A 24265-nucleotide genomic window follows, 5' to 3' on the forward strand; every position below is an offset into this window, starting at 1 on the left:
AAAAACTTATAATTAAGGTGTGTGTTAAAGCATACCTTATTAGTTTATATTAATGAAAATCTGTAGTTATAAGAGTAACTATATCTGAATAAATAATAAAATAACCCTTATGTTATCAGTATCAAACCTTTCAGTTCAATTCGGGAAACGCATTCTTTTTGACGAAGTAAACACGACCTTTAACAATGGTAATTGCTACGGAATTATTGGAGCCAATGGTTCTGGAAAGTCAACATTTTTAAGGATCCTTTCGGGTAAGCAAGAAGCCACATCTGGTCATGTTTCTTTAGAGTCTGGAAAGCGTATGTCGGTTTTAGAGCAAAATCATAACCTATATGATGAGCACACTGTTTTAGAAACGGTTTTAATGGGTAACAAACCATTATTTAAGATTAAATCTGAAATGGATGCATTATATGCAGATTATTCAGATGAAAATGCAGAGAAAATAGGAGAGCTTCAGGTACAGTTTGAAGAAATGAACGGATGGAATGCTGATAGTGATGCCGCGGCTTTGTTGTCTAATTTAGGTATTAAGGAAGAATTTCATTATACCTTAATGGGAGATATGGATGGAAAACAAAAGGTACGTGTACTATTGGCACAAGCACTGTTTGGTAATCCAGATGTTTTAATTATGGATGAGCCAACAAACGATTTGGATTATGAAACTATTTCTTGGCTTGAAAATTTCTTAGCTAATTACGATAATTGCGTTATAGTAGTATCGCACGACCGTCACTTTTTAGATGCCGTATGTACGCATATTTCTGATATTGATTTTGGAAAAATTAACCATTATTCAGGAAACTATACCTTTTGGTATGAATCCTCTCAATTAGCTGCTCGTCAACGTGCACAGCAAAATAAGAAGGCAGAAGAAAAGAAAAAGGAGTTGGAGGAGTTTATCAGACGTTTTTCTGCCAATGTTGCTAAAAGTAAGCAGGCTACCAGTAGAAAAAAGATGATAGATAAGCTTAATATTGACGATATAAGACCTACTTCTCGTAGATATCCGGCCATTATTTTTGAACGCGATAGAGAAGCAGGAGACCAAATTCTTAATATTGAAGGTTTGGCAGCATCTGCCGAAGGTGAGACCTTATTTAAAGATATAGATTTAAATCTGGCTAAAGGCGACAAGGTTGTGGTTTTTTCTAGAGACTCTAGAGCTACAACAGCATTTTATCAAATATTAAACGACAAAGTAAAGGCAGATACAGGTAAATTTGCTTGGGGCGTAACAACAACGCAGTCTTATTTACCACTGGATAATAGCGAGTTTTTTAACAACGATTTAAACTTAATTGATTGGTTGCGCCAATGGGCAAAAACTGAAGAAGAAAGAGAAGAAGTTAATATTCGTGGTTTCTTAGGTAAAATGATTTTTAGTGGGGAAGAAGCTTTTAAGAAATCGTCTGTACTATCTGGGGGAGAGAAAGTACGTTGCATGTTATCTAGAATGATGATGACCAGAGCTAATGTACTTCAATTAGATGAGCCTACAAACCATTTGGACTTAGAGAGTATCACGGCCTTTAATAATTCATTAAAAAACTTTAAAGGCACTATTTTGTTTACCACGCACGATCATGAATTCGCGCAAACTGTAGCAAATAGAGTTGTAGAGTTAACACCAAACGGTATTATTGATAGATACACTACGTTTGATGAGTACATGCAAGATTCTAAAATTAAAGAACTTCGTAATAAAATGTACACTGTAGCGGTTTAAAGGTTAACAGCGTACAAAACTTTATCATTTATTCTGAGAGTTTAGAGTTTTAACCAGCAAATTATGAATAAATGCTGGTTGTCTTTGTTCTTACTTATTAAACATTATCGGTATTTTAATAGGAAAGGTTAGAATACCTTTTTTGTTTCTATGTATCTAGTTGAGAAGTTATGCTTTGTACAACAAGAACGGCTTGATCTAGTTCATCTTTATTTACGAAAACTTCCTGAAAGCCGGGTAAAATACCACCACCAAAACCAGCCAAACGAGCAGACTCGGTAGTATCTTTAACAATGGCATGAATATTAATAGCTTTCAGCTCATCAATAATGCGTTGAACGATTATAAAATCTCCGGTAAATATTTTTATATAATTAGAATCTTCCATAGTGTACTGTATCACTTAAAGGTACAAAATTTAATAGAAACCGTTGGTTAATCATGTTAAATTTTCAATAGTACAAAAAACAAATAACAAATAACATCTCACGGTTTATTTGTTGACTTATAGGTGTTTACATGTTTGTTGTGTAAATGCATTCTTTTTATTTGTATGTTTATTTTCTTTAATAAGTTGTAATACAACTAGCCTTAGACGAATGGCAACACTTCAACGTATTTGTAATCAGTTAGTTGTGATTTGTTTCTTTTTTATGTATAATTGTTCATACTTATACCCCTAATTATTATAAAAAATGAAAAAAATTACCTTAACTTACTTATTGATTTGTTTAATTTCTATGACTTATGCCCAAGTTGGAATTGGAACCGTAACACCTAATAACTCTGCCATATTAGATGTTGATAGTTCTGATAAAGGGCTGTTACCTCCTCGTATGACCAATGTTCAAAAGAACAATATTATTAATCCAGCAACTGGACTAATGGTTTACGATACTACTAATAAATGTACTTCTGTGAATATAGGGTCTCCTGGTGTTCCAAACTGGGAGTGCTTAAATGAAGTAGATAATACGACCATACCCTCTGTAATTGTTTCTGATAGTGCTTTAACTCTTAATGAATCGACTTCTTGGGTTGATGTTCCAGACCTAACAAGAACATTCACAATTTTAGAGGAAGAAACCGTGAGGATGGACTGGACTTTGTTTGTCGGTCAGAATAATTCTAGTACTAGCGATGGGTTTGCTCAAATGTTTACTATACTTGATATTAACGGAGTTAATGATCCAGATTCATCTAATTATTTACCTATGATTCACAGTCCTGGAGGTAATAGTTTTCGTCTTTTGATGAATAATTCTACATTTTCTCATACGATTGCGTTACCACCTGGGACTTATACGATAAAAGTAAAAGTTTATGTGGCTAGCTTTTTAGGATCTACCAATGCTATTAAGCTTGGTCATAGAACTACAGGATGGGCCGGAAGTTCAGGTATGACTAATGACGAAAGAAGGAATGCTGCTTCAAATAAACTAATAATTTCCTTTTTATAAAATAAAGGAAACCATTTGTAAATACATAGATTGCTTTTAAGGTTGAGCTTGTTCAAATAAACTTTAAACATGATGTATAAAGTATTTGGCAAGCTCTTTTTTATAGTACACAACCAAAGAGTTTGTTTTGATGTAATAGCAGCAATTAGAATAGTTAAAATGTGCCTATAACGCCAATTTTATTCCCAGAAAAATGAAGTTTCCAAGAAATGCGGTTCTTTTCCTTTACCTGGTAATCATAAGCTTTGGTACTAAAGAGAAACTTATCTACAGAATCTACAACAACAATGCTTAAAACGGCTCCTAAAGCAACATCTGTAAGCCAATGAGCTCCAGAAAATAATCTTGAGATAGGAGCAATGGAACCTAGGGTATAAATACCAACTTTAGACCACGTATTGTTAAACTGTTTTGCTATAGCATGACTCATGGTAACTGATAGAACAGTATGTCCTGATGGAAATGAATGGAATTCTGGTTCATTCGACCAAAATCTGAATTCGGTGCTTTTATAGATGTTCCCTGGTCGAGCTCTACCAAAAGCCGTTTTACTCAAACTTTGTATGAGTCCAGCGGTAAATGACGATGAAATTATTAAAACACTTGTTTTCCTAATTTTCTCATTTTTAGTGAATAACCCAAAGCCGTAAAGTCCAGCGTTTGCAATAAAATAGACCTGTGGACTACCAAACCGAGTACCTACTTCTTGAAATAGGTTTGGTACGTCTGGTTCCTGACGAACAAAGAAAGCACTGCCTTCATCATCAATGGTAGAAAGCGCAAGTGATCCCAAGGTAATAGCACCCAAAGTCGCAAAGTCTTTCTTTTTCCAATGGAATGGTCTGCTAAAAGCATGTGTAACTCCCAAAAAAGCTTGTTTGGCATCATATACAGCTAATCGACCAATCGATGTGGTGTCCTTCTTTTTCTTTTCTAAGGCTATCTCCTGGGCACTCAATTTAAAAGAAACCAAGAGAATAATTGTTAGAGTGATCCTTGTTCGCAACATCATATTTATCTCAGCTCCGCCCCAAGTTGTTTTTCAAAGTTAGCTTGTAGCTTGCTCATTATTTTATCAATCTGCTTATCGTTAAGCGTTTTGTTTTCGTCTTGCAATGTAAAACTAACGGCATAACTCTTTTTACCTTTTGGCAAGTTTTTACCTTGATACACATCAAATAGATTGACATGTTTTAGCAACTTCTTCTCGCTTTGTTTCGCGATTTTGTATATAGATTCAAACGTAACCTTATCATCCAATAACAAAGCAAAATCACGACGTACTTCCGGGTATTTAGGAATAGAATTAAACTTAATAGTATTATGCTTAACTAAATCTAGAATGGCATCCCAATTAAAATTTGCAAATAGTACATCCTGTGAAATATCGAAATGTTTTAATATTTGCTTTTTTATTAATCCAAAGTCAACCAATTTGGTTTTACCCAAACTAAATTCTAGACCTTCACTAAAAAAGTCGTTTTTAACTGGGGTTTCATTAAATCTCGAAATCCCCAAACGCTCTAATACAGTAATAATATAGCCTTTTATAAGAAAGAAATCGCCTTTTTTACTTGGGCTATGCCAACTCTCTGCCGTATCGTTTCCTGTTACAAAAAGCGATAAGTGCTTAAACTCTTCTTTTTTATCTCCGAAACCATGATAAGTTTTACCAAATTCAAAGAGCTTTAAATCGCCACGTTTTCTATTAATGTTAAACGAAATGGCTTCCAATCCGGAAAACAATAACGATTGTCTTAAAACCGATAAATCATTACTTAAAGAATTAAGAATGGTAATATTGTGTTCTTCCTTTAGTTGTTCGCTTAAAGCGGTATAATTAGGAGTTGTTAGCGAATTAGAAAGTGTTTCGTAAAACCCTTGTGAGACTAATTGATTGCCTACAATATTCTGTATTTTATAATCTTCGAATTTTGATGTACCCGAAATAGACGCGTTTAGTTTTTTAGTGGTTTTAATGTTATTGTATCCGTACACACGCAGTATCTCCTCAATAATATCTGCTTCGCGTTGTACATCATTTCTATAAGCCGGAACGGTTAAACCTAAGCCCGTTTCGGTAACGTTATTTACTTTAATGTCTAAAGAGGCTAGAATGCGTTTTATAATCTCTTTAGGAATTTCTTCACCGATTAGCTTTTTAGCATTCTCAAAGCTTAAGCGTACCTCAAAATCTTTAATCTTATTAGGATAAAGGTCGATTAAATCGCTAGTAATTTCTCCACCAGCAATTTCCTGAATCAATAAAGCAGCACGTTTTAATGCATACTCCGTAATATTAGGGTCGATACCTCGCTCAAATCTAAAAGAAGCATCAGTATTTAGTCCGTGTCTTTTCGCAGATTTACGAATACTAACAGGGTTAAAATAGGCACTCTCTAAAAAGATACTCGTAGTAGCTTCTGTAACCCCAGAATCAATACCACCAAAAACTCCGGCAATACACATGGGTTTTTCGGCATCACAAATCATAAGGTCATCTTTGTGCAACTCACGCTCTACACCATCTAAAGTAGTAAATTTTGTTCCGGTAGGTAAGGTTTTTACTTTTACCTTATTGCCAGAAATCTTTACAGCATCAAACGCATGCAAAGGTTGCCCTAAATCGTGCAACACATAATTTGTTGCATCTACAATATTGTTTATAGGACTTAATCCAATGGCTTTTAAACGGTGCTGTAACCAGGCAGGCGATTCTTTAACCTTTATGCCAGATATAGTCACACCACAATACCGAGGAGCTAAATCTTTATTTTCTACATTGATATCAATTTTCAGGGTACGGTTATCTACACGAAAGGCACTAACCGATGGCGTGATAAGTTCCAAATTAAGATCCTTCTGAATTAAACCAGCTTTAAGGTCGCGAGCCGTTCCTAAATGGCTCATGGCATCTGCTCTATTAGGTGTAAGCCCAATTTCGAAAACCTGATCGTTTTCTATATCAAAAATATCTGCAGCAAGTGTTCCTACTTTTACATTGGCATCTAAAACCATAATGCCATCATGGGATTTTCCTAAGCCTAATTCATCTTCGGCGCAAATCATTCCATGACTTTCTTCACCACGTATTTTTCCTTTTTTTATGGTCCAGGATTCTCCTTCTGGCGTATAAAGCGTTGTTCCAATAGTGGCAACAGGAACTTTTTGTCCAACACCTACATTGGGTGCACCACAAACAATTTGTAAAGGAGATTCACCTCCTACATCTACAGTGGTTAATTTTAGTTTATCGGCATTAGGGTGTTTAACACAAGTTAAAACCTTTCCAACAACGACACCTTCCAAGCCACCTTTAACAGATTGGTAGTTTTCTACACCTTCAATTTCAAGACCTAGATCTGTAAGTAATTCACTAGTTTGTTCTGGAGTCCATTCAGTTTTTAAAAACTGTTTTAACCAATTGTAAGAAATTTTCATAAAACATTTGCTATTTTAAGAGTGCAAAGATAAAATATTGAAGCTAGCATTCAAACATTGCTTTTAATTTGTGGTATTAATGAAGTAAATATTATTTTTTATTTGTTAGTATTGTGTCGTTATTTCGAATAATACCATTCAAATAGATTTTATGAGATACATTACCATAGTCTTTTTAGCTCTTTTCGTTTTGGCTTGCAAGCAAGAAGCAAAAACAAACACATTACAAACGGGGACGTATCGTGCTTTATTAAAAGTAAATGAAACTGAAAATTTACCGTTTAATTTCGAAGTAATTTCTGAAAATAAATTAAACATTCTAAATGCCGAAGAGATTATTGAAGTTGAGGATGTTACTTATAAAAATGATTCGGTATATATTAAAATGCCTGTTTTTGAAGGTTATTTAGTTGCTAAAATTGAAGATGGTGCTCTTACAGGAAGTTTTGTGAAAGCTGGGTTAAATAGAATCATGGCTTTTTCTGCTGAAAAGAATACGGTTCGATTCGATACTTCGGAAAAACCTACAAACGAAATTTCAGGAAATTGGGAGGCAGTTTTTAGTCCGAAAGTTGAAGAGGATAGATACATTGCTAAAGGAATTTTTAGTCAGAAGGGGCATATCGTTACCGGAACCTTTAGAACAACCACAGGGGATTATCGTTATTTGGAAGGTGTTTTAGATGGTAATCAACTTAAACTATCAACGTTTGATGGTGCTCATGCATTTTTATTCACAGCTACAGTAACCGATAGTACTATGGTTGGTACGTTTTATTCTGGAAACCATTTTAAGGAGCCATTTACGGCCAAACGTAATGAAACTTATGAGTTACCTGATGCTAATACCCTTACCTTTTTAAAAGAAGGCTACGATAAAGTAGCGTTTTCATTCCCCGACGAAACCGGAACTATGGTTTCTTTAAACGATGAGCGCTTTAAAGATAAAGTCGTTTTAGTACAAATTATGGGAACCTGGTGTCCTAATTGTTTAGATGAGAGTAAGTTTTATTCCGAGTTTTATAAAAACAATCCGGATAAGGATATAGAAATAATAGCTTTGGCTTTTGAGTATGTAAAAACCGAGGAAGCAGCTTTTAATAATATTAAACGTTTAAAAGATAAAACCGGGATAACATACCCCGTTTTGTTAGCACAGTACGGCTCTTCAAGTAAGGTAAAAGCTCAAGAAAAGTTGCCTATGCTTAATCATGTACTGTCGTATCCAACAACTATATTTATTGATAAAACGGGTGAGGTAAGAAAAATTCATACAGGTTTTAATGGTCCTGCTACTGGTGAAAAATATGTTGCTTTTAAAACAGAGTTTTCAAGTTTTGTTAATGAGTTATTAGCAGAGTAATTTTCAATTATCCCCTCCATTTTAAAAAGTATTACTCCTAAAGTTTTTTTGTTTACAAGGTCGTAAGCAAAAAACTAAATGTTGCTATTGTATCTATAAATATTGAGCTTTTTTTGAATTTGTGGTGCTATTTTTGAAGCACGTAAATAGTCTATTCACTTAGAGCGCATTATCTTTTTTTCGATTTAATTTACATTGCTTTGTTATTGGTTTAATATATTATATTTACACCTTCTTTAATTAATCCATATGAAACTTTTCTCTCTGGTTATTTGCATTATGGTAACTCATAGTGTTTTTTCTCAAGAAGTAGCTATACCCACTACTTTTTATGAGGACGGCAGTATGTATAAAAAACCATTTGATACGTCGCAACCTTTAGCCGAATTTAAAGAGAATGAATCATGTACAGTTACAGCTTATTTAGGCAAGGATATCTATAAAATTGTGTACAAGGAATGGGTTGGTTTTGTGAATTCCGATTTTTTAGAAGTTAATGAAGACATGATGGATTTGTATTACGCTAATGAAAAAAAGGAATTTGAAGAAGCGATTAAGGAAGAAGAAAATAGAAAGAACAAGATAGCCGCTATAATTAAGAAGAAAGAAGACGAAAAAAGAAAACAAGACTCTATTGTTAAAGCTAAAGAAACTAGAAAGCGGGAAGCCGAGTTAAAGGAAAAGCAGCGTATTCAAGATTCGATACTTAAAGTTAAGGAAGCAGCTAAGCGCCGACAAGAGCTGTTGGAAAAAGCAAGACGAGAAGCAGAATTAAAAGAAAAACAGCGCGTACAAGATTCGATTGCTAAAGTAAGAGAAGAAGCCAAACGCAAGCAGGAGTTATTAGAACAGGCTAAGCGAGCAGCAGAACTAAAGGAAAAGCAGCGTATTCGGGATTCGGTAGCAAAAGCAAAAGCCATAGCCAAGCGCCAACAAGAGCTGCTTGAAAAGGCTAGACGAGAAGCTGCCGAATTAAAAGAAAAACAGCGTATACAGGATTCGATTGCCAAAGTAAGAGAAGAAGCCAAGCGTAAGCAGGAATTGTTAGAACAGGCTAAGCGATCGGCAGAACTAAAGGAAAAGCAGCGTATCCGGGATTCGATAGTTAAAGCAGAAGCTATCGCTAAGCGCCAACAAGAATTATTGGAAAAGGCCAGACGAGAAGCTGCTGAATTAAAAGAAAAACAACGTATTCGGGATTCGATAGTTAAAGCAGAGGTTATTGCTAAGCGCCAACAAGAATTATTGGAAAAGGCTAGACGAGAAGCTGCTGAATTAAAAGAAAAACAGCGTATACAGGATTCTATTGTCAAAGCCAAAGAGGAAGCCAAACGCCAACGAGAGTTGTTGGAACAGGCTAAGCGAGCAGCAGAACTAAAGGAAAAGCAACGTATCCGGGATTCGATAGTTAAAGCAGAAGCTATCGCTAAGCAGCAACAGGAACTATTGGAAAAGGCTAGACGAGAAGCTGCCGAATTAAAAGAAAAACAGCGTATTCGGGATTCGATAGTTAAAGCAGAAGCTATCGCTAAGCAGCAACAGGAACTATTGGAAAAGGCTAGACGAGAAGCTGCTGAATTAAAAGAAAAACAGCGTATACAGGATTCTATTGTCAAAGCCAAAGAGGAAGCCAAACGCAAGCAGGAGTTATTAGAACAGGCTAAGCGAGCAGCAGAACTAAAGGAAAAGCAGCGTATCCGGGATTCGATAGTTAAAGCAGAAGCTATTGCTAAGCGCCAACAGGAATTATTAGAAAAAGCTAGACGAGAAGCTGCTGAGTTAAAAGAAAAACAACGCATACAGGATTCTATAGTTAAAGCCAAAGAGGAAGCCGAACGCAAGCAGGAGTTGTTGGAACAGGCTAAGCGCGCAGCAGAACTAAAGGAAAAGCAACGTATTCAAGATTCGATTACTAAAGCAAAGGAAGAAGCCAGACGGAAGCAAGAGTTATTAGTACAAGCTAGAAAACGAGAAGCAGAGTTAATGGAACGGTTAAGGGTTCAGGATTCAATCCTTAAAGCCAAAGAAGCAGCCGAACACCAGCAAAAGTTATTGGAAGAAGCCAGAAAGCGGGAAGCGGAATTAAAAGAAAAGCAACGTGTTCAGGATTCTCAACATCAACAGCAATTATTGGAGCAAGCAAGAAAGCGAGAAGCTGTGTTAAAAGAACAATTAAGAATTAAGGATTCTATCATTAAAGCCAAGGAGGTTCCAAAAGTTCAGCAAGAATCGGTAACTACAGAAGTAAACGAAAATACCAGTTTAAAAAGAGATAAATTTCGAAATACATGCCATTATACTATAAATATGTATGATGAGTTTTATAAAAAACAGCATATACGAACGGATCCTTATTCAATAAGTGATAATTTAGAAGTGGAACTCTATAAGTATGGACAACAGGCAAGTATATTTATAAACTCTCCAGTAGATTTGGGATGCGTTAGTTATTTTACCCGTAATCGATCGTCTGTAAGAGTAACGCTTGAAAATAATAAAACCATTACGTTTTATCATACTTGGAACATGGAATGTGGAAAGTTCTTGTTTAAGGGAAACCTTACTAAATCTCATATCTTACATTTAAAAAAGTCCCCAATTAAGTCGATACTATTAAAGGGGACCGAGGGAACTCTTAATATTACGGATATAGATTATAAAGAGTTTTTTATTGATAAGCTGAAATGTATTGAATAGTTACTATTCTTCTGGGGCAGTATATGTAACAATATCGATACCAATTCCGTTAGGATCTACAATTGCAAAGTGCCTGTCTCCCCAGGGTTCATCACGAAGCTCTATTTCTATGGCAATACCTTTGCTTTTTAATTGGTTGTAAACGTCGTCTACGTTTTTTACTTCTATGGTTAAATATACGCCCTTGCCCATAAAAGGCGATTGAAAAACAGGCTTTTGACTGGGGTGATTTGGTTGTAAAAAACTGATTTCTGCAGATTTATTTGGGGTATGCATTAAAAGGTAAAACTCGTTTTCAAAAGTTACTCCAAAGTTTAAATATTGAGTGTAAAATGCTTTGGTTTCTGCTAATTTGTCTGTAATGATTCCTGCGTTGAGTTTCATAGATTTAATGTTTTGCTGATGTTCCTGACTATTGGAGATGTTAGTAATAACCAAAAAAGCCATAATTATTGTTTTTCGCATGTCTAAGTGTTTTATTTACACAAATTTAGAGCGATTGGTTACGTGTGGATTGTAAAAATCGGACAAAATCTATTGAAAGGCTATGGTTGGTGTTACACCATAAAAGTTTTTAAAATCTTTAATGAAATGTGCTTGGTCGTAAAAGCCAGCATCGTAGAATAGTTTATTTTCTTTAAGGCTTTGGCTGGAAGGTTTAGCATTTAGTATGTGCTGAAAACGGATGACTTTACTGAATGCTTTAGGTGTTGTACCTATATAAAAATTAAATATTCTACGAAGTTGTCTTGGACTTAACCCAGTTGTTAGATCACTTTCGGTTTCTAATACGCCCTTTTTTTTAAGAATCAGATTTAGAGCTTTAAAGAAGCGAGCATCAAAATCGAATGTTCGATTTTTAATTTTTTCGAACAATTTAGAATTTAAAAGATCTATAATTTTTTCGAATGACTGTTTTGTGTTGATACTTGTATTTATCCAGCTGGCAAACTCAGGTAAAACCAGTTTTAGCTCTTGGGATTTATTGCTTAAGTCTTTAGCATTAACACCAAATAAAAGCGGAAATGCAGAAGGCAGAAATCGAATTCCGATATAATTGAATGTTTTACCAATAGAAAACTCTGTATATTTTCTGCAAAATCCCATCACGAAATTTTCAGAAGGAAGATTTTTGTCAAAAAAAATGTCAATACATCCATCTGAAACCACTTGGTAAACAAAAGGAGTATCTAAAATTGACCGTGTTTTTAATTGCCAGAAACAGTAAACAAAATTTTCGAGGTTTTTTTCAGGATGAATTTCTTGATATACGATTCCTTTATGTTCTGTCTTTACCGTAGGTTGAATGGGTTTGTAAAACTCTTTTATCGATTCAAATGCTTTCACCTGTTATTTTAATGTTTAATAATGCTTCGTAAGGATTGCCACTAATACTCAATAATTTTGCGAATGCAGCTTCCGTGTTAAGTCCCTCAGATTTAAGTTTTTTTATATTGGTTTTAAAGTGGCTTCCTTTTTGATTCAATATGTCGTACTCAATAAGCATATGCCGATATGCATGCTGCTTTCTGGTAGGGACATTTTGTCCGAAAATTTCAATTTTAAAATCCCTAGATTTAAATTTGGCTATTGTCGATTCCATGTTGTAATAACAATTCGATTTAAGTTTAAAATCTTTTTTATTAGCAAACAATTCGGTTAGATGTTTCGAGAATTCCAGATGATCTTTACATTCACAAATAATATCCAAATCACTTTCTGGTAAGTCAATTTCAATCGGAATCGTTCCGGTTAAAATCGGATCGTATGTTTTTAGCTTTTCAAAAATCTTTAACTTTTTAAGTTCTTGATAAGCTTTTTTTTGACGTTCATTACCCGACTTTAAATATTCGATATTTGTAAAATCTGTTATCATTAACAGTTGTTGGTTATTATGTTTCTATATCTGGAAGATTTAATTTTTATTAAACATATCAAATATACATAAACAACATACATAAATTTTAAAAGAAGCTTGTTTGAAAGGCTTAGTATCAATTTTTAAACACTATCATGATATGTTTCTTAGATAGTGAGTGAGTTGGCTTTCCTGTAAAGTTCTTATTAATTTTAATGGAGTTTAGTGGCAATTAGTACGACTTTATCATCACATATATCGGTAGTAAAAAATAAGAACACATCACCTCCTTCTTTAATTTTGAATTTTTTCCGAATTTGTTGAACCGTTTCAGGGAAATTACGGGTTGTAATATTTGCTTTGGAGACACCTATTTTTTTTAATGCCTTTTTGTTATATGGTACAATGCTATCAACCTTAAAAGATCTACCAGGAAAATCAATAAGCGAATCGCTAGTATATAAATGTGAATGTTTATGAAGTTTATAAACGTTTAACCGATTACTTATAGTATGGAATGCTCCAGCTTTTAAAATAGTACTGTTTGGTTCGTACAAATAGGTAAGTGGTTTGTGGTATTTCGATTCTGATGCTTTTTCTTCTTCTATTGTAAAATTAAAAGACGCTTTAGCCGCTTTTTTAATATTCACGGTTTCAATATTGATATCGCCTTCAAACTCACTTTCTAAAATCCAAAGCAATTCTTTTACGTCATTGTTTACAGCAACGATATGAATAGTCTTTACATGTTTTAACTCGCTAATGCCAACCGATAAATCGAGTAGAGGCGACGTTTTAATCATAATGTTTTTAGAATGATTGAATAGCAAATCAATATGTTTTGGAACGTTAGGTAGACAATCGTTTAAAAAGAAGACCTTTCCCTTACTATCGTCCCTTCTGGAAGGATCGATATAAATCCAGTCAAAGTGTTTTTTAGAGGTTTTTATATGGTCTAAGCCGTCAACGTTTTTAGTAGTTACATTATCAACTTCAAGCTGTTTGTAATTGTGGTTTACAATACTCGACAAGCTTTCATTGATTTCGCAATGCGTTACCGTTTTAAATATCTTTGAAAAATAATAACAATCAATTCCAAAACCGCCTGTTAAATCTATTATAGAATTACCGTTAATTAAGCTGGTTTTATAATGAGCTGTGGTTTCTGAAGAAGTTTGCTCTATGTTTAGCTTATTCGGATAATATATGTTGTTACACTGAAACCATGTGGGGAGTTTCTTTTCACAGCGTCTTTTAGCCTCAATTTGCTCTATAATAGCCTTGGCTTCAACATTTGGAAACGATATGCCTTTTAGTAGTAATGATGAAATATCGGAATTTAAATGACTATCTATAAATTCTTGAATTTCAGTATTTAAAATAGAAGGATTCAAACCGAACGATTATAGGTTTTTCGTAAGCTTTTTTACAATCTTGTTTTCAGATAAAAACTCTTTTAAAATCACTTTTATGGCTGTGTAGGCAGGAACAGCAATTATTAAACCGATAACACCAAATAAAATACCAGTGATTAGAATGACTAAAAAGATTTCTAAAGGATGCGACTTTACACTTTTCGAAAATATAATTGGCTGACTTCCGAAATTGTCAACCAACTGACCAACAATAAACACAATAAATACCCAGAATGTTTTTGGTAAGATAACGTCGCTAAAACTTTCACCGAGGTTGCTGGTCATTGTTAATGTGATCATTAAAAGCGCACCAACTAACGGCCCAACATAAGGGATAAGATTTAGTAGGGCACATAAAAAGGCTATAACGATAGCATTTTCTACGCCAATAATTAGTAAACCTATGGTGTAAATAATAAATATGATAAGTATTTGAAAAATAAGCCCCACAAAATACCTGGAGAGTAAATCCTTAATTTTCTCTGATGAATTTTTCCAACGTGATTCTTTGTTATCTGGTATAAATGTTAAGATTCCGTTTTCGAACAACCGACTGTCTTTTAAAAAGAAAAAAGAAATGAATAGCACCGAAAACAGACCGATACTAAAGCTTCCTAATCCACTAACTACCGAGTTTAAAAAGTTAGGAATTAACGAGTAATCTATTTTAGATAACAATCGTGATTCTTTAAATGACTGTTCTATATCTATATGATGCAAATCGAAATAATTAATAATTTCTGCATATAAATTTTGAATGTTACCTTGTAATTCATCAATATTTAATAACGATAAGTTTTGACCTTGTTTTATAAGAAGTGGAATAAAAGAGCTTACCAGACCAATAAACAATCCTAAAAGAATAACCATGGTGGCAACAACCGCAAACGTATTTTTAAATTTTAAACGGTGTTCTAAAAAAAACACAACGGGTCTGCCTATTAACGAAATAACCGCAGCAATGGCAATATAACCTATTACCGATTGTATTTGATATAAAAAGTATAGTAATAGAGCAATACCAAGAATAATTGCTATGGCCTTTAAAATACCATTTGAGATTGTATTAGAATTCATTTAGTAAATATAAATTATTTATTTATCAATGTAAAAAGGGGAGATGTATAACAATTCTTTTGAGCTAAAATGCCATTTTTAGGAGAGGTTAATGCAAAGCTGCTTTGTGATTTCATAAAGTACAATATTGGTTGCTTGAACCACATTCATACTACTATTCTGGCCAAACATGTCAATGTGAATAACGGCATCGGAACAACTTAGAATAGATTCTGAAACCCCGAAATTTTCGTCACCGATAACCAAAACTATAGGTTTTTCTACCGAAAACTTAAAATCATGAACAGGTTCACTCTTATCTGTTATTTCTAAAGAAATGATTTGATGACCACTATTTTTCAAGTTCTTAACAACTTCTATAGCCGATTCATGAATTTCAAAATCAACCACCTTTTCGGTAGCTCGCGAGGTCTTTGTCATTTTTCTACCAAGCGGAATATGATCGCCACAAAGCATCAGCTTTTCAATACCAAACGCATCAGAAATTCTAAACAGACTGCCAATATTGGGTGCATTCGTAACATGATCACAAACCAAAGTAATAGGGAAACTGCGTTTCGTGAAGTTTGTGTTGTAATGGGTTAGTTGCATTTTTTGTGTTCGGTGTTCGGTGTTCGGTGTTCAGTACTCAGTGGCAGTATTCAGTGTTCAGTGGCGGTATACAGTTTAGGTGTCTTATCAAAAAAAACAACTCAATTTTCAAAAGCATACTTAACAATATTAGCTCCCATTTTAAGTGCCTTGGTTCTAACATCTATAGGATCGTTATGTACCTCGGCATCCTCCCAACCATCACCTAAATCACTTTCGTAGGTAAACAACAATACCAATCGTTCTTCCTGGAAAATACCAAAAGCCTGAGGTCGTTTGCCATCGTGTTCATGAATTTTAGGCAGACCATTCGAAAATTTGTATGGATCGTTGAATATTTTATGACTTGTAGAAAGTTCAACCAAATCTTTATCTGGGAATACTTTTTTAAGTTCTTCGGTAATATAAGGTTGCATACCGTAGTTGTCGTCTATGTGTAAAAAACCACCGGATATTAGATAGTTTCTAAGGTTTTCGGCATCTGCCTCGCTAAAAAACACATTACCGTGTCCCGTCATGTGTAAAAACGGAAATTGAAATATATCGGGGCTACCAACTTCTACCGTTTCTGGTTTAGAGCTTATTTTGGTATGTATATTTTGATTACAAAAAGCAATCAGGTTTGGAACTGCCGTTGGATTGCCGTACCAATCACCTCCACCTTTGTATTTTAAAATGGCCAAATCTTGAGCCATGCAGTTACCTGTCATTAATGAGATACCAATGACGATTGTTTTTGTAAGATTTTTGATTTTTACACAACTAAGTATCATAGTTCCAAAAATAAAAAGAATTGCTATGCAAAAGATACTTTTAACTATAATTATATCATCATTTTTATTTCAACCAGAAAAAAAGGAAACATTTAAACCTCTTGTTGTTTTAGAATTATTTACTTCTCAAGGGTGTTCTAGTTGTCCACCGGCAGATGATTTGCTAAATGAAGTCAAAACTAAATATTCAGATAGTGAGGTTGTTGCTTTATCCTATCATGTGGATTATTGGAATTATATCGGCTGGAAGGATCCTTTTAGTAAAAAAATGTTTAGCGATAAACAACGTAAATATGGACATAAGTTTAATAGCAGTTCTATTTATACACCACAGGTTGTTGTAAATGGAAAGGAACATTTTGTTGGCTCTAATAGAGGTATTATGAATACAAAACTTAATGACTATTTAAAAAAAACATCCACAAATACAGTGGTACTTAGTAATCTTAAAAAAGATAATAATACTATTTCTTTAGATTATAAAATAGAGGGTACTGTTAGTAAAAAAGCATTGCGAATAGTTTTAGTAATTAATGAACGAATCACTTCAATTAAACGCGGTGAAAACAGAAACAGGGTACTTAAAAATGCAAATATAGTTGTTAACGAAGTATCTCTAAATTTAGATTCTGTAAATGGAGAAGCAAGTATTATTATTCCAGATATAGTCACACAAAGTGATGATTTATCAATTGTTGCATTAATACAAACTGAAAATTTAGATATAACAGGAGGTAGCCAATTAAGATTATAACTGGTTAATAAAAGCCACCGAATGACAAGCTACTATAGCCGCTGTTTCTGTACGTAATCGGGTTTCCCCTAAAGTTACAGGTGAGAAGTTTTTTTGAAGTGCTTGTTCTATTTCTTTAACAGAAAAATCCCCTTCAGGACCAATTAAAATAGTAATGCCTTGTTTGGGGTTAAGTAGCTGTTTTAAAGACTTCTTGTCGGTTTCTTCACAGTGCGCAATAAACAAATCACCATTAAAATCCTGCTTTATAAAATCTTTAAATGGAATTGCATCATTCAATTTTGGCAAATAACAATTTAAGGATTGTTTCATAGCCGATTGTAGAATCCGCTCGAAACGTTCAGGCTTTACGACTTTACGTTCACTACGGTCGCAAATAATAGGGGTGATGCTATCAATACCAATTTCGGTAGCTTTTTCTAAAAACCACTCATAACGGTCGTTCATTTTTGTTGGAGCTACTGCCAAATGTAAATGGTAATCCTTTTTTGGTTGAAGTGATTTAGAAACAATAGTAGCCATACACTTATTGATATTAGGTATGGTAATTTCTGCCGTAAACAGCCAACCTTTGCCATTTGTAAGATGTAATTTGTCTCCAACCTGCTTTCTCAAGACTTTTACAATATGCTTGCTCTCTTCTTTAGGGAATGAAAACTGTGCGGTACTTTCTGCTATATCTGGATTGTAAAACAATTGCATGAGGCGAAGATAAAAATGATTTATGATTTACGATTTATTTGATTAATAGATTTTCGTATAAGTGAAATAATTAAATTAATAATGAATATTAATTGTCCCACTAAGAAGAGAAGTACAATAGTTAGAAGCGCTATGCTGCCATTGGAAGAATCATTAAACAATGGAAAATTTGGATTAGGGTTTATGTTATCAAAATATATTTGAACTAGAATAAATGAGAGAATGCTCCCAATACTTATAAGAATATGGATAAATATTAACAACTTATATAATTGAATAGTGAATTTAAAAAAGATCCAATATCCAAAACCTATAAAAATGAGTGTTAAGGTAAGTAACGTCATTAAATTAAAACAACTCATAACGTAGTATGTGTCATGTATGTTAATATCAATAACACTCTCTGTTCCATAATATATGAAACCAGAAATATAAATGATTGCAGCAGCTATCCAAAAATAGGTGTGAATTTTAGTTAGCATCATTTTTAAAATATTATAACGAATCATAATTTTCGAATATGGACATTAATGACTGCAACTGAACACTGCAACTAAAAACACGTTAACATTCTCGCAAAGCCGCAAAGACGCAAAGGAGCACTCCAAACTGCCACTGAACACTGAATACTGCGACTGCCAACTAAAAAAATCTCGCAAAGCCACAAAGCCGCAAAGAAAAACTGCAAACTGCCACTGAATACTGAACACTAAATCTTAAGCCTAGCAGAAGCCGAGACATTTTGTTCGGCAAAATCTCCTTCTAAATATTTTAAGTAACCAACAATAGCTATCATAGCTGCATTATCTGTAGTAAATTCAAATTTAGGAACATAGGTTGTCCAACCAAATTTTTGTTCACCATCCTTTAGTGCCTGACGTATTCCGGAATTAGCAGAAACGCCTCCGCCAATAGCAATTTGTTTAATGCCTGTTTGTTTAGAAGCTCGTTTTAATTTATCAACTAGAATACCAATAATAGTATACTGTATAGAGGCGCAAATATCGTTAAGGTTTTCCTTAATAAAATCAGGATTCGCTTTTACTTCGCGTTGCACAAAATAAAGAATGGCTGTTTTTAAGCCAGAAAAACTAAAGTTTAAGCCATCTACCTTGGGTTTGGTAAAAGTAAATGCTTTAGGATTTCCTTTTTGAGCGCGTTTATCTATTTCTGGTCCGGCAGGATAGCCTAAGCCAAGTATCTTTCCACTTTTGTCATAAGCTTCTCCAACAGCATCATCGATGGTTTCACCAATAACCGTCATGTCGAAATAATTTTTAACTTCAACAATTTGCGTATGTCCGCCAGAAATGGTCATTGCCAAAAACGGAAACGATGGTTTGTTAAAACCTTCTTCGTCAATAAAATGTGCCAAAATATGCGCTTGCATATGGTTAACATCAATTAAGGGAATATTTAACCCATAAGCTAAAGATTTGGCAAACGATGTACCAACCAATAAAGACCCCATTAAACCAGGGCCTCGTGTAAACGCAATAGCATGTAATTGATCTTTGGTAACTCCGGCTTTTTTAAGTGCTTGATGTACAACAGGAACAATATTTTGCTGGTGTGCTCTAGATGCCAATTCAGGTACCACACCACCATATTCTTCGTGTATTTTTTGACTAGCAATAACATTACTTAGCATTTTGCCGTTGTGTATTACAGATGCTGCAGTATCATCACATGATGACTCAATTCCCAGAATGTAAATATTTTGTGAAGACATTAGTAAATATTAGGCATAATAATTGTTAATTTTGAAAGCAGAATAGAAATCTAACATATAGCTTCTATTCGTAAGTACAAAAGTAGGGTATTCTTAAATCAAATTATAATTTAAAAAGGGCATCAAAAAGTTTTTTAAAATAGTATCAAAAATAGCAGGTATTATTTTGCTGCTTTTCATCATTTTGGTGCTTATACTTTCTATTCCCGCAATTCAAACCAGTTTAGGTAATTATGCTACCAAAAAAATTAATGACGATTTTGGTACAAATATAAATATCGATAAGGTTGGTTTACAGTTTAATGGCGATGTTGAGCTAAAAAACATTTATATTGAAGATTATAAAAAAGATACGCTTATAAGTATTGTAGAATTAAATACGTCTATACTAAGCTTTAAAAACTTAGCCGAAGGTAAATTGGAATTTGGCGATATAGATATTATGGATTTAGTTTTCAATATTAAAACATACAAAGGGACAAAGGATACCAATCTGGATATTTTTGTAGCTAAGTTAGAGGGAGATAACCCAAAGAAGGGCGACGGAAGTTTTTTACTGTCTTCAAGCGATGTGTCTGTTTATAACAGTGTTTTTAAGCTGTACGATGAAAATAAAGAAACGGCACGGGTGCTTAACTTTAACAACCTGAATATTAATGCCACTAATTTTCTAATTAAAGGAAGTGATGTAAGTGCCAGAATTAATACTCTAAACCTTAGGGATGATAGAGGGCTGGTTCTTAAAAATTTGATGACCGATTTCGTGTATACCTTAACAAATATGAGGTTTGCAAACTTGGAAATAAAAACGCCAAAATCTACTTTAAAAGGCGATTTAAGATTTGATTACGAAAGAAAAGATCTGCAATATTTTACAGATAAAGTTGCGGTTACAGCGCGCTTTAGAGATTCTAGTGTACAGCTAGATGAGCTTAACATGTTTTATGATGAGTTTGGAGCAAATCAATTTGCGAATTTTAATGTTGAGTTCACAGGTAATTTAAATGATTTAACAGCAAAAAATCTAAAATTAAATACTAGTCGAAATACTAGAGTTAATGGCGATATCAATTTTAAAAATTTATTTAGTAAGGATAAGGATAGCTTTCTCATGGATGGGTATTTTCGAAACCTATCATCAACCTATAGAGATTTAAAATCGTTGTTGCCAAATGTTCTGGGAACATCTATTCCAACGTCGTTCGACCGATTGGGTATGTTTATTCTAGTTGGAAATTCACAAATAACATCTTCAAAAGTTATTGCAGACCTCGAAATAGTAACGGAGTTGGGCTTTGTTGATTCTAATTTAGAAATATCGAAGATTAATGATATCGATAACGCTTCTTACAAGGGAAATGTTATTTTCGAACAATTTGACTTTGGTACATTCTTGAATGATCCTGCCGTAGGAAATGCATCTTTGGATTTTGATGTGAATGGTACAGGTTTTATGGAAGAAAACATTAATACACAAGTAAAAGGAGATGTTTTTGCGCTGGAATATAACAACTACAACTACAAAGGAGTAAAGGTTGCAGGAAATGTTAGAAACAAAATTTTTGACGGAAACCTTCTTGTAAGTGACAAAAACTTAAGAATGAGTTTTGCCGGGCTTGTAGATTTTTCCGAAACCGTTAAGAAGTACGATTTCGAAGCAAATGTCGATTATGCCAATTTAAAGACACTCAATTTTGTAAAAAAAGATAGCCTTTCCATTTTTCGAAGTAGAGTAAAAATGAATATGAATGCTAGCAATTATGATGATGCTTACGGTAGAATTGCTTTTAGGAATACTTCGTATAAAAATCAAAATGATAATTATTACTTTAATAGGTTCGACATATCGTCTCGATTTGAAGGGGGGACCCGATTTATTGAATTTAATTCTCCAGATATAATTGAGGGCGATCTAAAAGGACGCTTTGTATTTAAGGATTTAAGAAAGTTATTCGAAAACTCGTTAGGGCATATTTACACCAATTATAAGCCGCATGAGGTGGCGACCAATCAGAGTATAGATTTTAATTTTAAGATATATAATAAGATTATAGAAGTTGTTTACCCAGAAATAGAACTAGGTAAAAATACGTTTATACGAGGTCGGGTAGAAAGTGACGAAAGAAATTTTAAGCTCACATTTAAATCGCCAAAAATTAGGCTTCTAGATAACTTCGCCAATAAAATTGAAGTACAAGTAGACAATAGTAACCCACTATTTAATACTTATGTAGAAGTAGATAGTTTAAATACGAAATATTACAATGTTTCCAAGTTCAATTTAATTAACGTAACAGTAAACGATACGCTGTTTATGCGGTCTGAGTTTAAGGGAGGCAAACGTAATGGCGATAGCTATAACTTAAGTTTTTATCATACCATAGATGAAGAAAACAGATCGGTTATCGGTTTCAAAAAATCTGATATCACCGTTAAAAACAATAAATGGTTTATCAATGAAAACAAGGATCGATTTAATAAAATTTCCTTTACTAAGGATCTTGAGAGTTTTGATATCAATAGGTTAAAAATCAATCATAAAGATGAAGAAATTAGACTCTCCGGTTTTATAAGGGATTCTACAGAAAAGGATTTAAAATTAAACTTCAAAAATGTAGATTTAGCCAAAATAACGCCCGATATAGATAGTTTGTCGTTAGATGGAAATGTAAATGGTAAACTAGATGTATTACAGCAAAAAGGAAGCTATTTACCCAATTCTACGGTAATTATAAACGATTTTAAAGTTAATAAGTTTCCTTTGGGAGATTTTGACGTAAACATTACCGGGAACAAAAACCTCACAAACTATGTAGTAGACGCAAAAATTAAGAATGATAAATCTAATTCTTTTAGTGCCGAAGGAAATATTAATGTTGGCAGATATAGCTCTACGATAGATGTCGATTTAACATTTAACGAATTCAATTTACACCCCTTAAACCCATTGTTAGATGGTGTGTTAAGTAATATTAGAGGGCTGGTATATGGTAAAGCTAAAGTTATGGGGAACGTCAATAAACCCAGTATAAATGGCGATTTAACATTAAGACGTTCCGGTTTTGGTATACCATATTTAAATGTAGATTACGACTTTAATGAAGACGCCTCGGTAACCCTGAAAAATCAAAGTTTTGTATTTAATAATGTACGTTTAACAGATACAAAGTATAACTCTAGAGGACTACTTAACGGATCGTTGAGCCATGTTAATCTATCTAAATGGCATTTAGGTTTAGATGTAAAAACCCCTCGTTTATTGGTTCTTGACACTAAAGAAGCCGAAGATGTTTTATACTACGGTACTGGCTTTATAGGAGGTGAGGCAAGTATTAATGGCCCAACAGAACAATTGGTTATTAATGTTATAGGAGAAACCGAACGTGGCACCGTATTTAAAATACCGCTCAACGATGCAGAATCTTTTGGAGATAATACCTTTATTCATTTTATAACAAAAGACGAAAAAGAAGCCAGAAGAAAAGGAGAGGAGGTTGTTTTTAATGAAATTGAAGGTTTAGAACTGGATTTCGATTTAGACCTTACTGAAGATGCAGAGGTCGAGATTATTATAGACAAGAATACAGGTCACTCATTAAAAGGAAGTGGACGAGGTGGCTTATTGGTCGAAATCAATACCAATGGAAAGTTTAATATGTGGGGGGATTTCTCGGTATTCGAAGGTGTTTACAACTTTGCTTACGGTGGTTTAATTCAAAAAGAATTTATAGTACAACCCGGTGGTACTATTGCGTGGGAAGGAGACCCGCTAAAAGCAAAAATAGATATGCTTGCCATTTACAAAACACAGGCAAACCCATCACCATTATTGGATAATCCTATAAACAGAAGTATTCCCGTTGAGCTAAACATTAGCTTAAAAGGAGACCTGGAACAACCCGATCCCGACTTTAGTTTTGAGTTTCCTAATGTAAATTCTACTATAAAGTCGGAGTTGCAATATCGATTAGAATCTGCAGACGACAGGCAGAACCAAGCCTTATATTTAATATCCACAGGATCATTCTCTAGAGGATTAAACGAATTAAACTTCTCTGGAACAATAGCAGAGCGACTTAATGGTATAATAAGCGGTATTTTTACCAATGGTGACAGTAAACTTAATTTTGGAGTAAACTATGAAGCCGGTCAAAACCGACCAGATTATCAAACCGACGATAGGGTAGTAGCTACCATACAAACACAAATTAGCGATCGTGTACTTATAAATGGTAAAGTAGGGGTGCCCGTAGGAGGTGCTGGTGCTACCGAAACTGTAATTGCCGGAGATGTAGAAATCGATTTCTTGTTAAACGAAGATGGAACCTTAACTGCAAAAGTGTTTAATAGGGAAAATAGCATCAGAAATTTTGGTGAAGCAATAGGGTATACTCAAGGTATCGGACTTTCGTATAGTGTCGATTTTGATACCTTTAAAGAACTGCTTAGAAACTTCTTTAAAAAATCTAAAAAAGAAGAAAAAAATCCATTGGAAAAAACTGAAAAACAAGACAATAGTTCGCTGCCAGATTTTATTACAGTGAAGCCCTCAACACAAAAATAACAGCCATTTTCCACCTAAATTATAGCTGTTTTTTCAATAATAAAAAAATATTTATTAACTAAAACGTTATAGTTTGACAACTATAATCAAAATAACCTAAATG

The 24265-nt window shown here is 33.9% G+C and carries 19 protein-coding genes; 6 read left to right on the plus strand and 13 right to left on the minus strand.

The genetic code is table 11. The features are described 5' to 3' along the window. The first annotated feature begins 109 nt into the window (after nt 1-109). Nucleotides 110-1735, plus strand: coding sequence for an ABC-F family ATP-binding cassette domain-containing protein (locus C1H87_RS22615; RefSeq protein WP_102758001.1), 1626 nt, complete (start codon nt 110-112; stop codon nt 1733-1735). 148 nt (nt 1736-1883) lie between these two features. Here the strand turns inward: C1H87_RS22615 and C1H87_RS22620 are convergent, their stop codons facing one another. Continuing rightward, a complete protein-coding gene (locus tag C1H87_RS22620) occupies nt 1884-2138 on the minus strand; it encodes a DUF2007 domain-containing protein (RefSeq protein WP_233783257.1) in 255 nt (84 codons plus the stop codon). Nucleotides 2139-2430: 292 nt separating this feature from the next. Between C1H87_RS22620 and C1H87_RS22625 the strand changes: the two genes are divergently transcribed. Continuing rightward, entirely contained in the window at nt 2431-3195 is a 765-nt protein-coding gene (locus tag C1H87_RS22625) for a hypothetical protein (RefSeq protein WP_158655334.1), read from the plus strand. A gap of 154 nt (nt 3196-3349) precedes the next feature. On the opposite strand, the gene C1H87_RS22630 is transcribed toward C1H87_RS22625, so the two are convergent. Both C1H87_RS22630 and pheT read right to left on the minus strand, forming a co-directional pair. Then, nucleotides 3350-4168 carry a phosphatase PAP2 family protein gene (locus tag C1H87_RS22630; RefSeq protein ID WP_158655335.1) on the minus strand — a complete coding sequence of 273 codons (819 nt, stop codon included), beginning with the start codon at nt 4166-4168 and terminating at the stop codon, nt 3350-3352. 41 nt (nt 4169-4209) lie between these two features. Beyond that, on the minus strand, nt 4210-6636 hold the full coding sequence (gene pheT / locus C1H87_RS22635; RefSeq protein ID WP_102758005.1) for a phenylalanine--tRNA ligase subunit beta: 2427 nt from the start codon (nt 6634-6636) through the stop codon (nt 4210-4212). A gap of 151 nt (nt 6637-6787) precedes the next feature. Between pheT and C1H87_RS22640 the strand changes: the two genes are divergently transcribed. Further along, complete coding sequence (locus tag C1H87_RS22640; protein ID WP_102758006.1) at nt 6788-7999, plus strand: TlpA disulfide reductase family protein; 1212 nt, start codon at nt 6788-6790, stop codon at nt 7997-7999. 249 nt (nt 8000-8248) lie between these two features. Continuing rightward, the gene (locus C1H87_RS22645) at nt 8249-10696 is read left to right on the plus strand and encodes a hypothetical protein (protein WP_158655336.1); all 2448 of its coding nucleotides are present in this window, start codon (nt 8249-8251) and stop codon (nt 10694-10696) included. A 3-nt stretch (nt 10697-10699) separates the two neighbouring features. Here the strand turns inward: C1H87_RS22645 and C1H87_RS22650 are convergent, their stop codons facing one another. The 7 genes from C1H87_RS22650 to C1H87_RS22680 all read right to left on the minus strand — a co-directional run bounded on the left by C1H87_RS22650 (nt 10700) and on the right by C1H87_RS22680 (nt 16332). Continuing rightward, complete coding sequence (locus C1H87_RS22650) at nt 10700-11080, minus strand: VOC family protein (RefSeq protein WP_102758371.1); 381 nt, start codon at nt 11078-11080, stop codon at nt 10700-10702. 150 nt (nt 11081-11230) lie between these two features. Beyond that, nucleotides 11231-12043 carry an AraC family transcriptional regulator gene (locus C1H87_RS22655; RefSeq protein WP_102758008.1) on the minus strand — a complete coding sequence of 271 codons (813 nt, stop codon included), beginning with the start codon at nt 12041-12043 and terminating at the stop codon, nt 11231-11233. Further along, a complete protein-coding gene (locus C1H87_RS22660) occupies nt 12030-12572 on the minus strand; it encodes a DUF4269 domain-containing protein (RefSeq protein ID WP_102758009.1) in 543 nt (180 codons plus the stop codon). The genes C1H87_RS22655 and C1H87_RS22660 overlap by 14 nt, the downstream gene beginning before the upstream one ends. A 194-nt stretch (nt 12573-12766) precedes the next feature. Then, a complete protein-coding gene (locus tag C1H87_RS22665; RefSeq protein WP_102758010.1) occupies nt 12767-13948 on the minus strand; it encodes a THUMP-like domain-containing protein in 1182 nt (393 codons plus the stop codon). Between the two features lie 9 nt (nt 13949-13957). Continuing rightward, on the minus strand, nt 13958-15046 hold the full coding sequence (locus C1H87_RS22670; protein ID WP_102758011.1) for an AI-2E family transporter: 1089 nt from the start codon (nt 15044-15046) through the stop codon (nt 13958-13960). Between the two features lie 78 nt (nt 15047-15124). Further along, on the minus strand, nt 15125-15637 hold the full coding sequence (locus tag C1H87_RS22675) for a TrmH family RNA methyltransferase (protein WP_102758012.1): 513 nt from the start codon (nt 15635-15637) through the stop codon (nt 15125-15127). Between the two features lie 101 nt (nt 15638-15738). Continuing rightward, nucleotides 15739-16332 carry a DUF4159 domain-containing protein gene (locus tag C1H87_RS22680; protein WP_233783259.1) on the minus strand — a complete coding sequence of 198 codons (594 nt, stop codon included), beginning with the start codon at nt 16330-16332 and terminating at the stop codon, nt 15739-15741. Nucleotides 16333-16435: 103 nt separating this feature from the next. Here C1H87_RS22680 and C1H87_RS22685 point away from each other — a divergent pair, with 103 nt between their 5' ends. Then, a complete protein-coding gene (locus C1H87_RS22685) occupies nt 16436-17164 on the plus strand; it encodes a DUF1223 domain-containing protein (protein ID WP_158655337.1) in 729 nt (242 codons plus the stop codon). Here C1H87_RS22685 and C1H87_RS22690 read toward each other — a convergent pair. The 3 genes from C1H87_RS22690 to tsaD all read right to left on the minus strand — a co-directional run bounded on the left by C1H87_RS22690 (nt 17159) and on the right by tsaD (nt 19598). After that, nucleotides 17159-17866, minus strand: coding sequence for a 16S rRNA (uracil(1498)-N(3))-methyltransferase (locus C1H87_RS22690; RefSeq protein WP_102758013.1), 708 nt, complete (start codon nt 17864-17866; stop codon nt 17159-17161). The two genes, C1H87_RS22685 and C1H87_RS22690, sit on opposite strands and share 6 nt — an antisense overlap. Nucleotides 17867-17886: 20 nt before the next feature. Further along, nucleotides 17887-18351, minus strand: coding sequence for a hypothetical protein (locus C1H87_RS22695; RefSeq protein WP_158655338.1), 465 nt, complete (start codon nt 18349-18351; stop codon nt 17887-17889). A gap of 224 nt (nt 18352-18575) precedes the next feature. Beyond that, nucleotides 18576-19598, minus strand: coding sequence for a tRNA (adenosine(37)-N6)-threonylcarbamoyltransferase complex transferase subunit TsaD (gene tsaD / locus C1H87_RS22700; RefSeq protein WP_102758015.1), 1023 nt, complete (start codon nt 19596-19598; stop codon nt 18576-18578). Between the two features lie 166 nt (nt 19599-19764). Here tsaD and C1H87_RS22705 point away from each other — a divergent pair, with 166 nt between their 5' ends. Then, nucleotides 19765-24162, plus strand: a complete 4398-nt coding sequence (locus C1H87_RS22705; protein WP_233783261.1) for a translocation/assembly module TamB domain-containing protein — start codon at nt 19765-19767, stop codon at nt 24160-24162. Nucleotides 24163-24265 lie beyond the last annotated feature (103 nt).

Source organism: Flavivirga eckloniae (genome assembly GCF_002886045.1).
Classification (GTDB): domain Bacteria; phylum Bacteroidota; class Bacteroidia; order Flavobacteriales; family Flavobacteriaceae; genus Flavivirga; species Flavivirga eckloniae.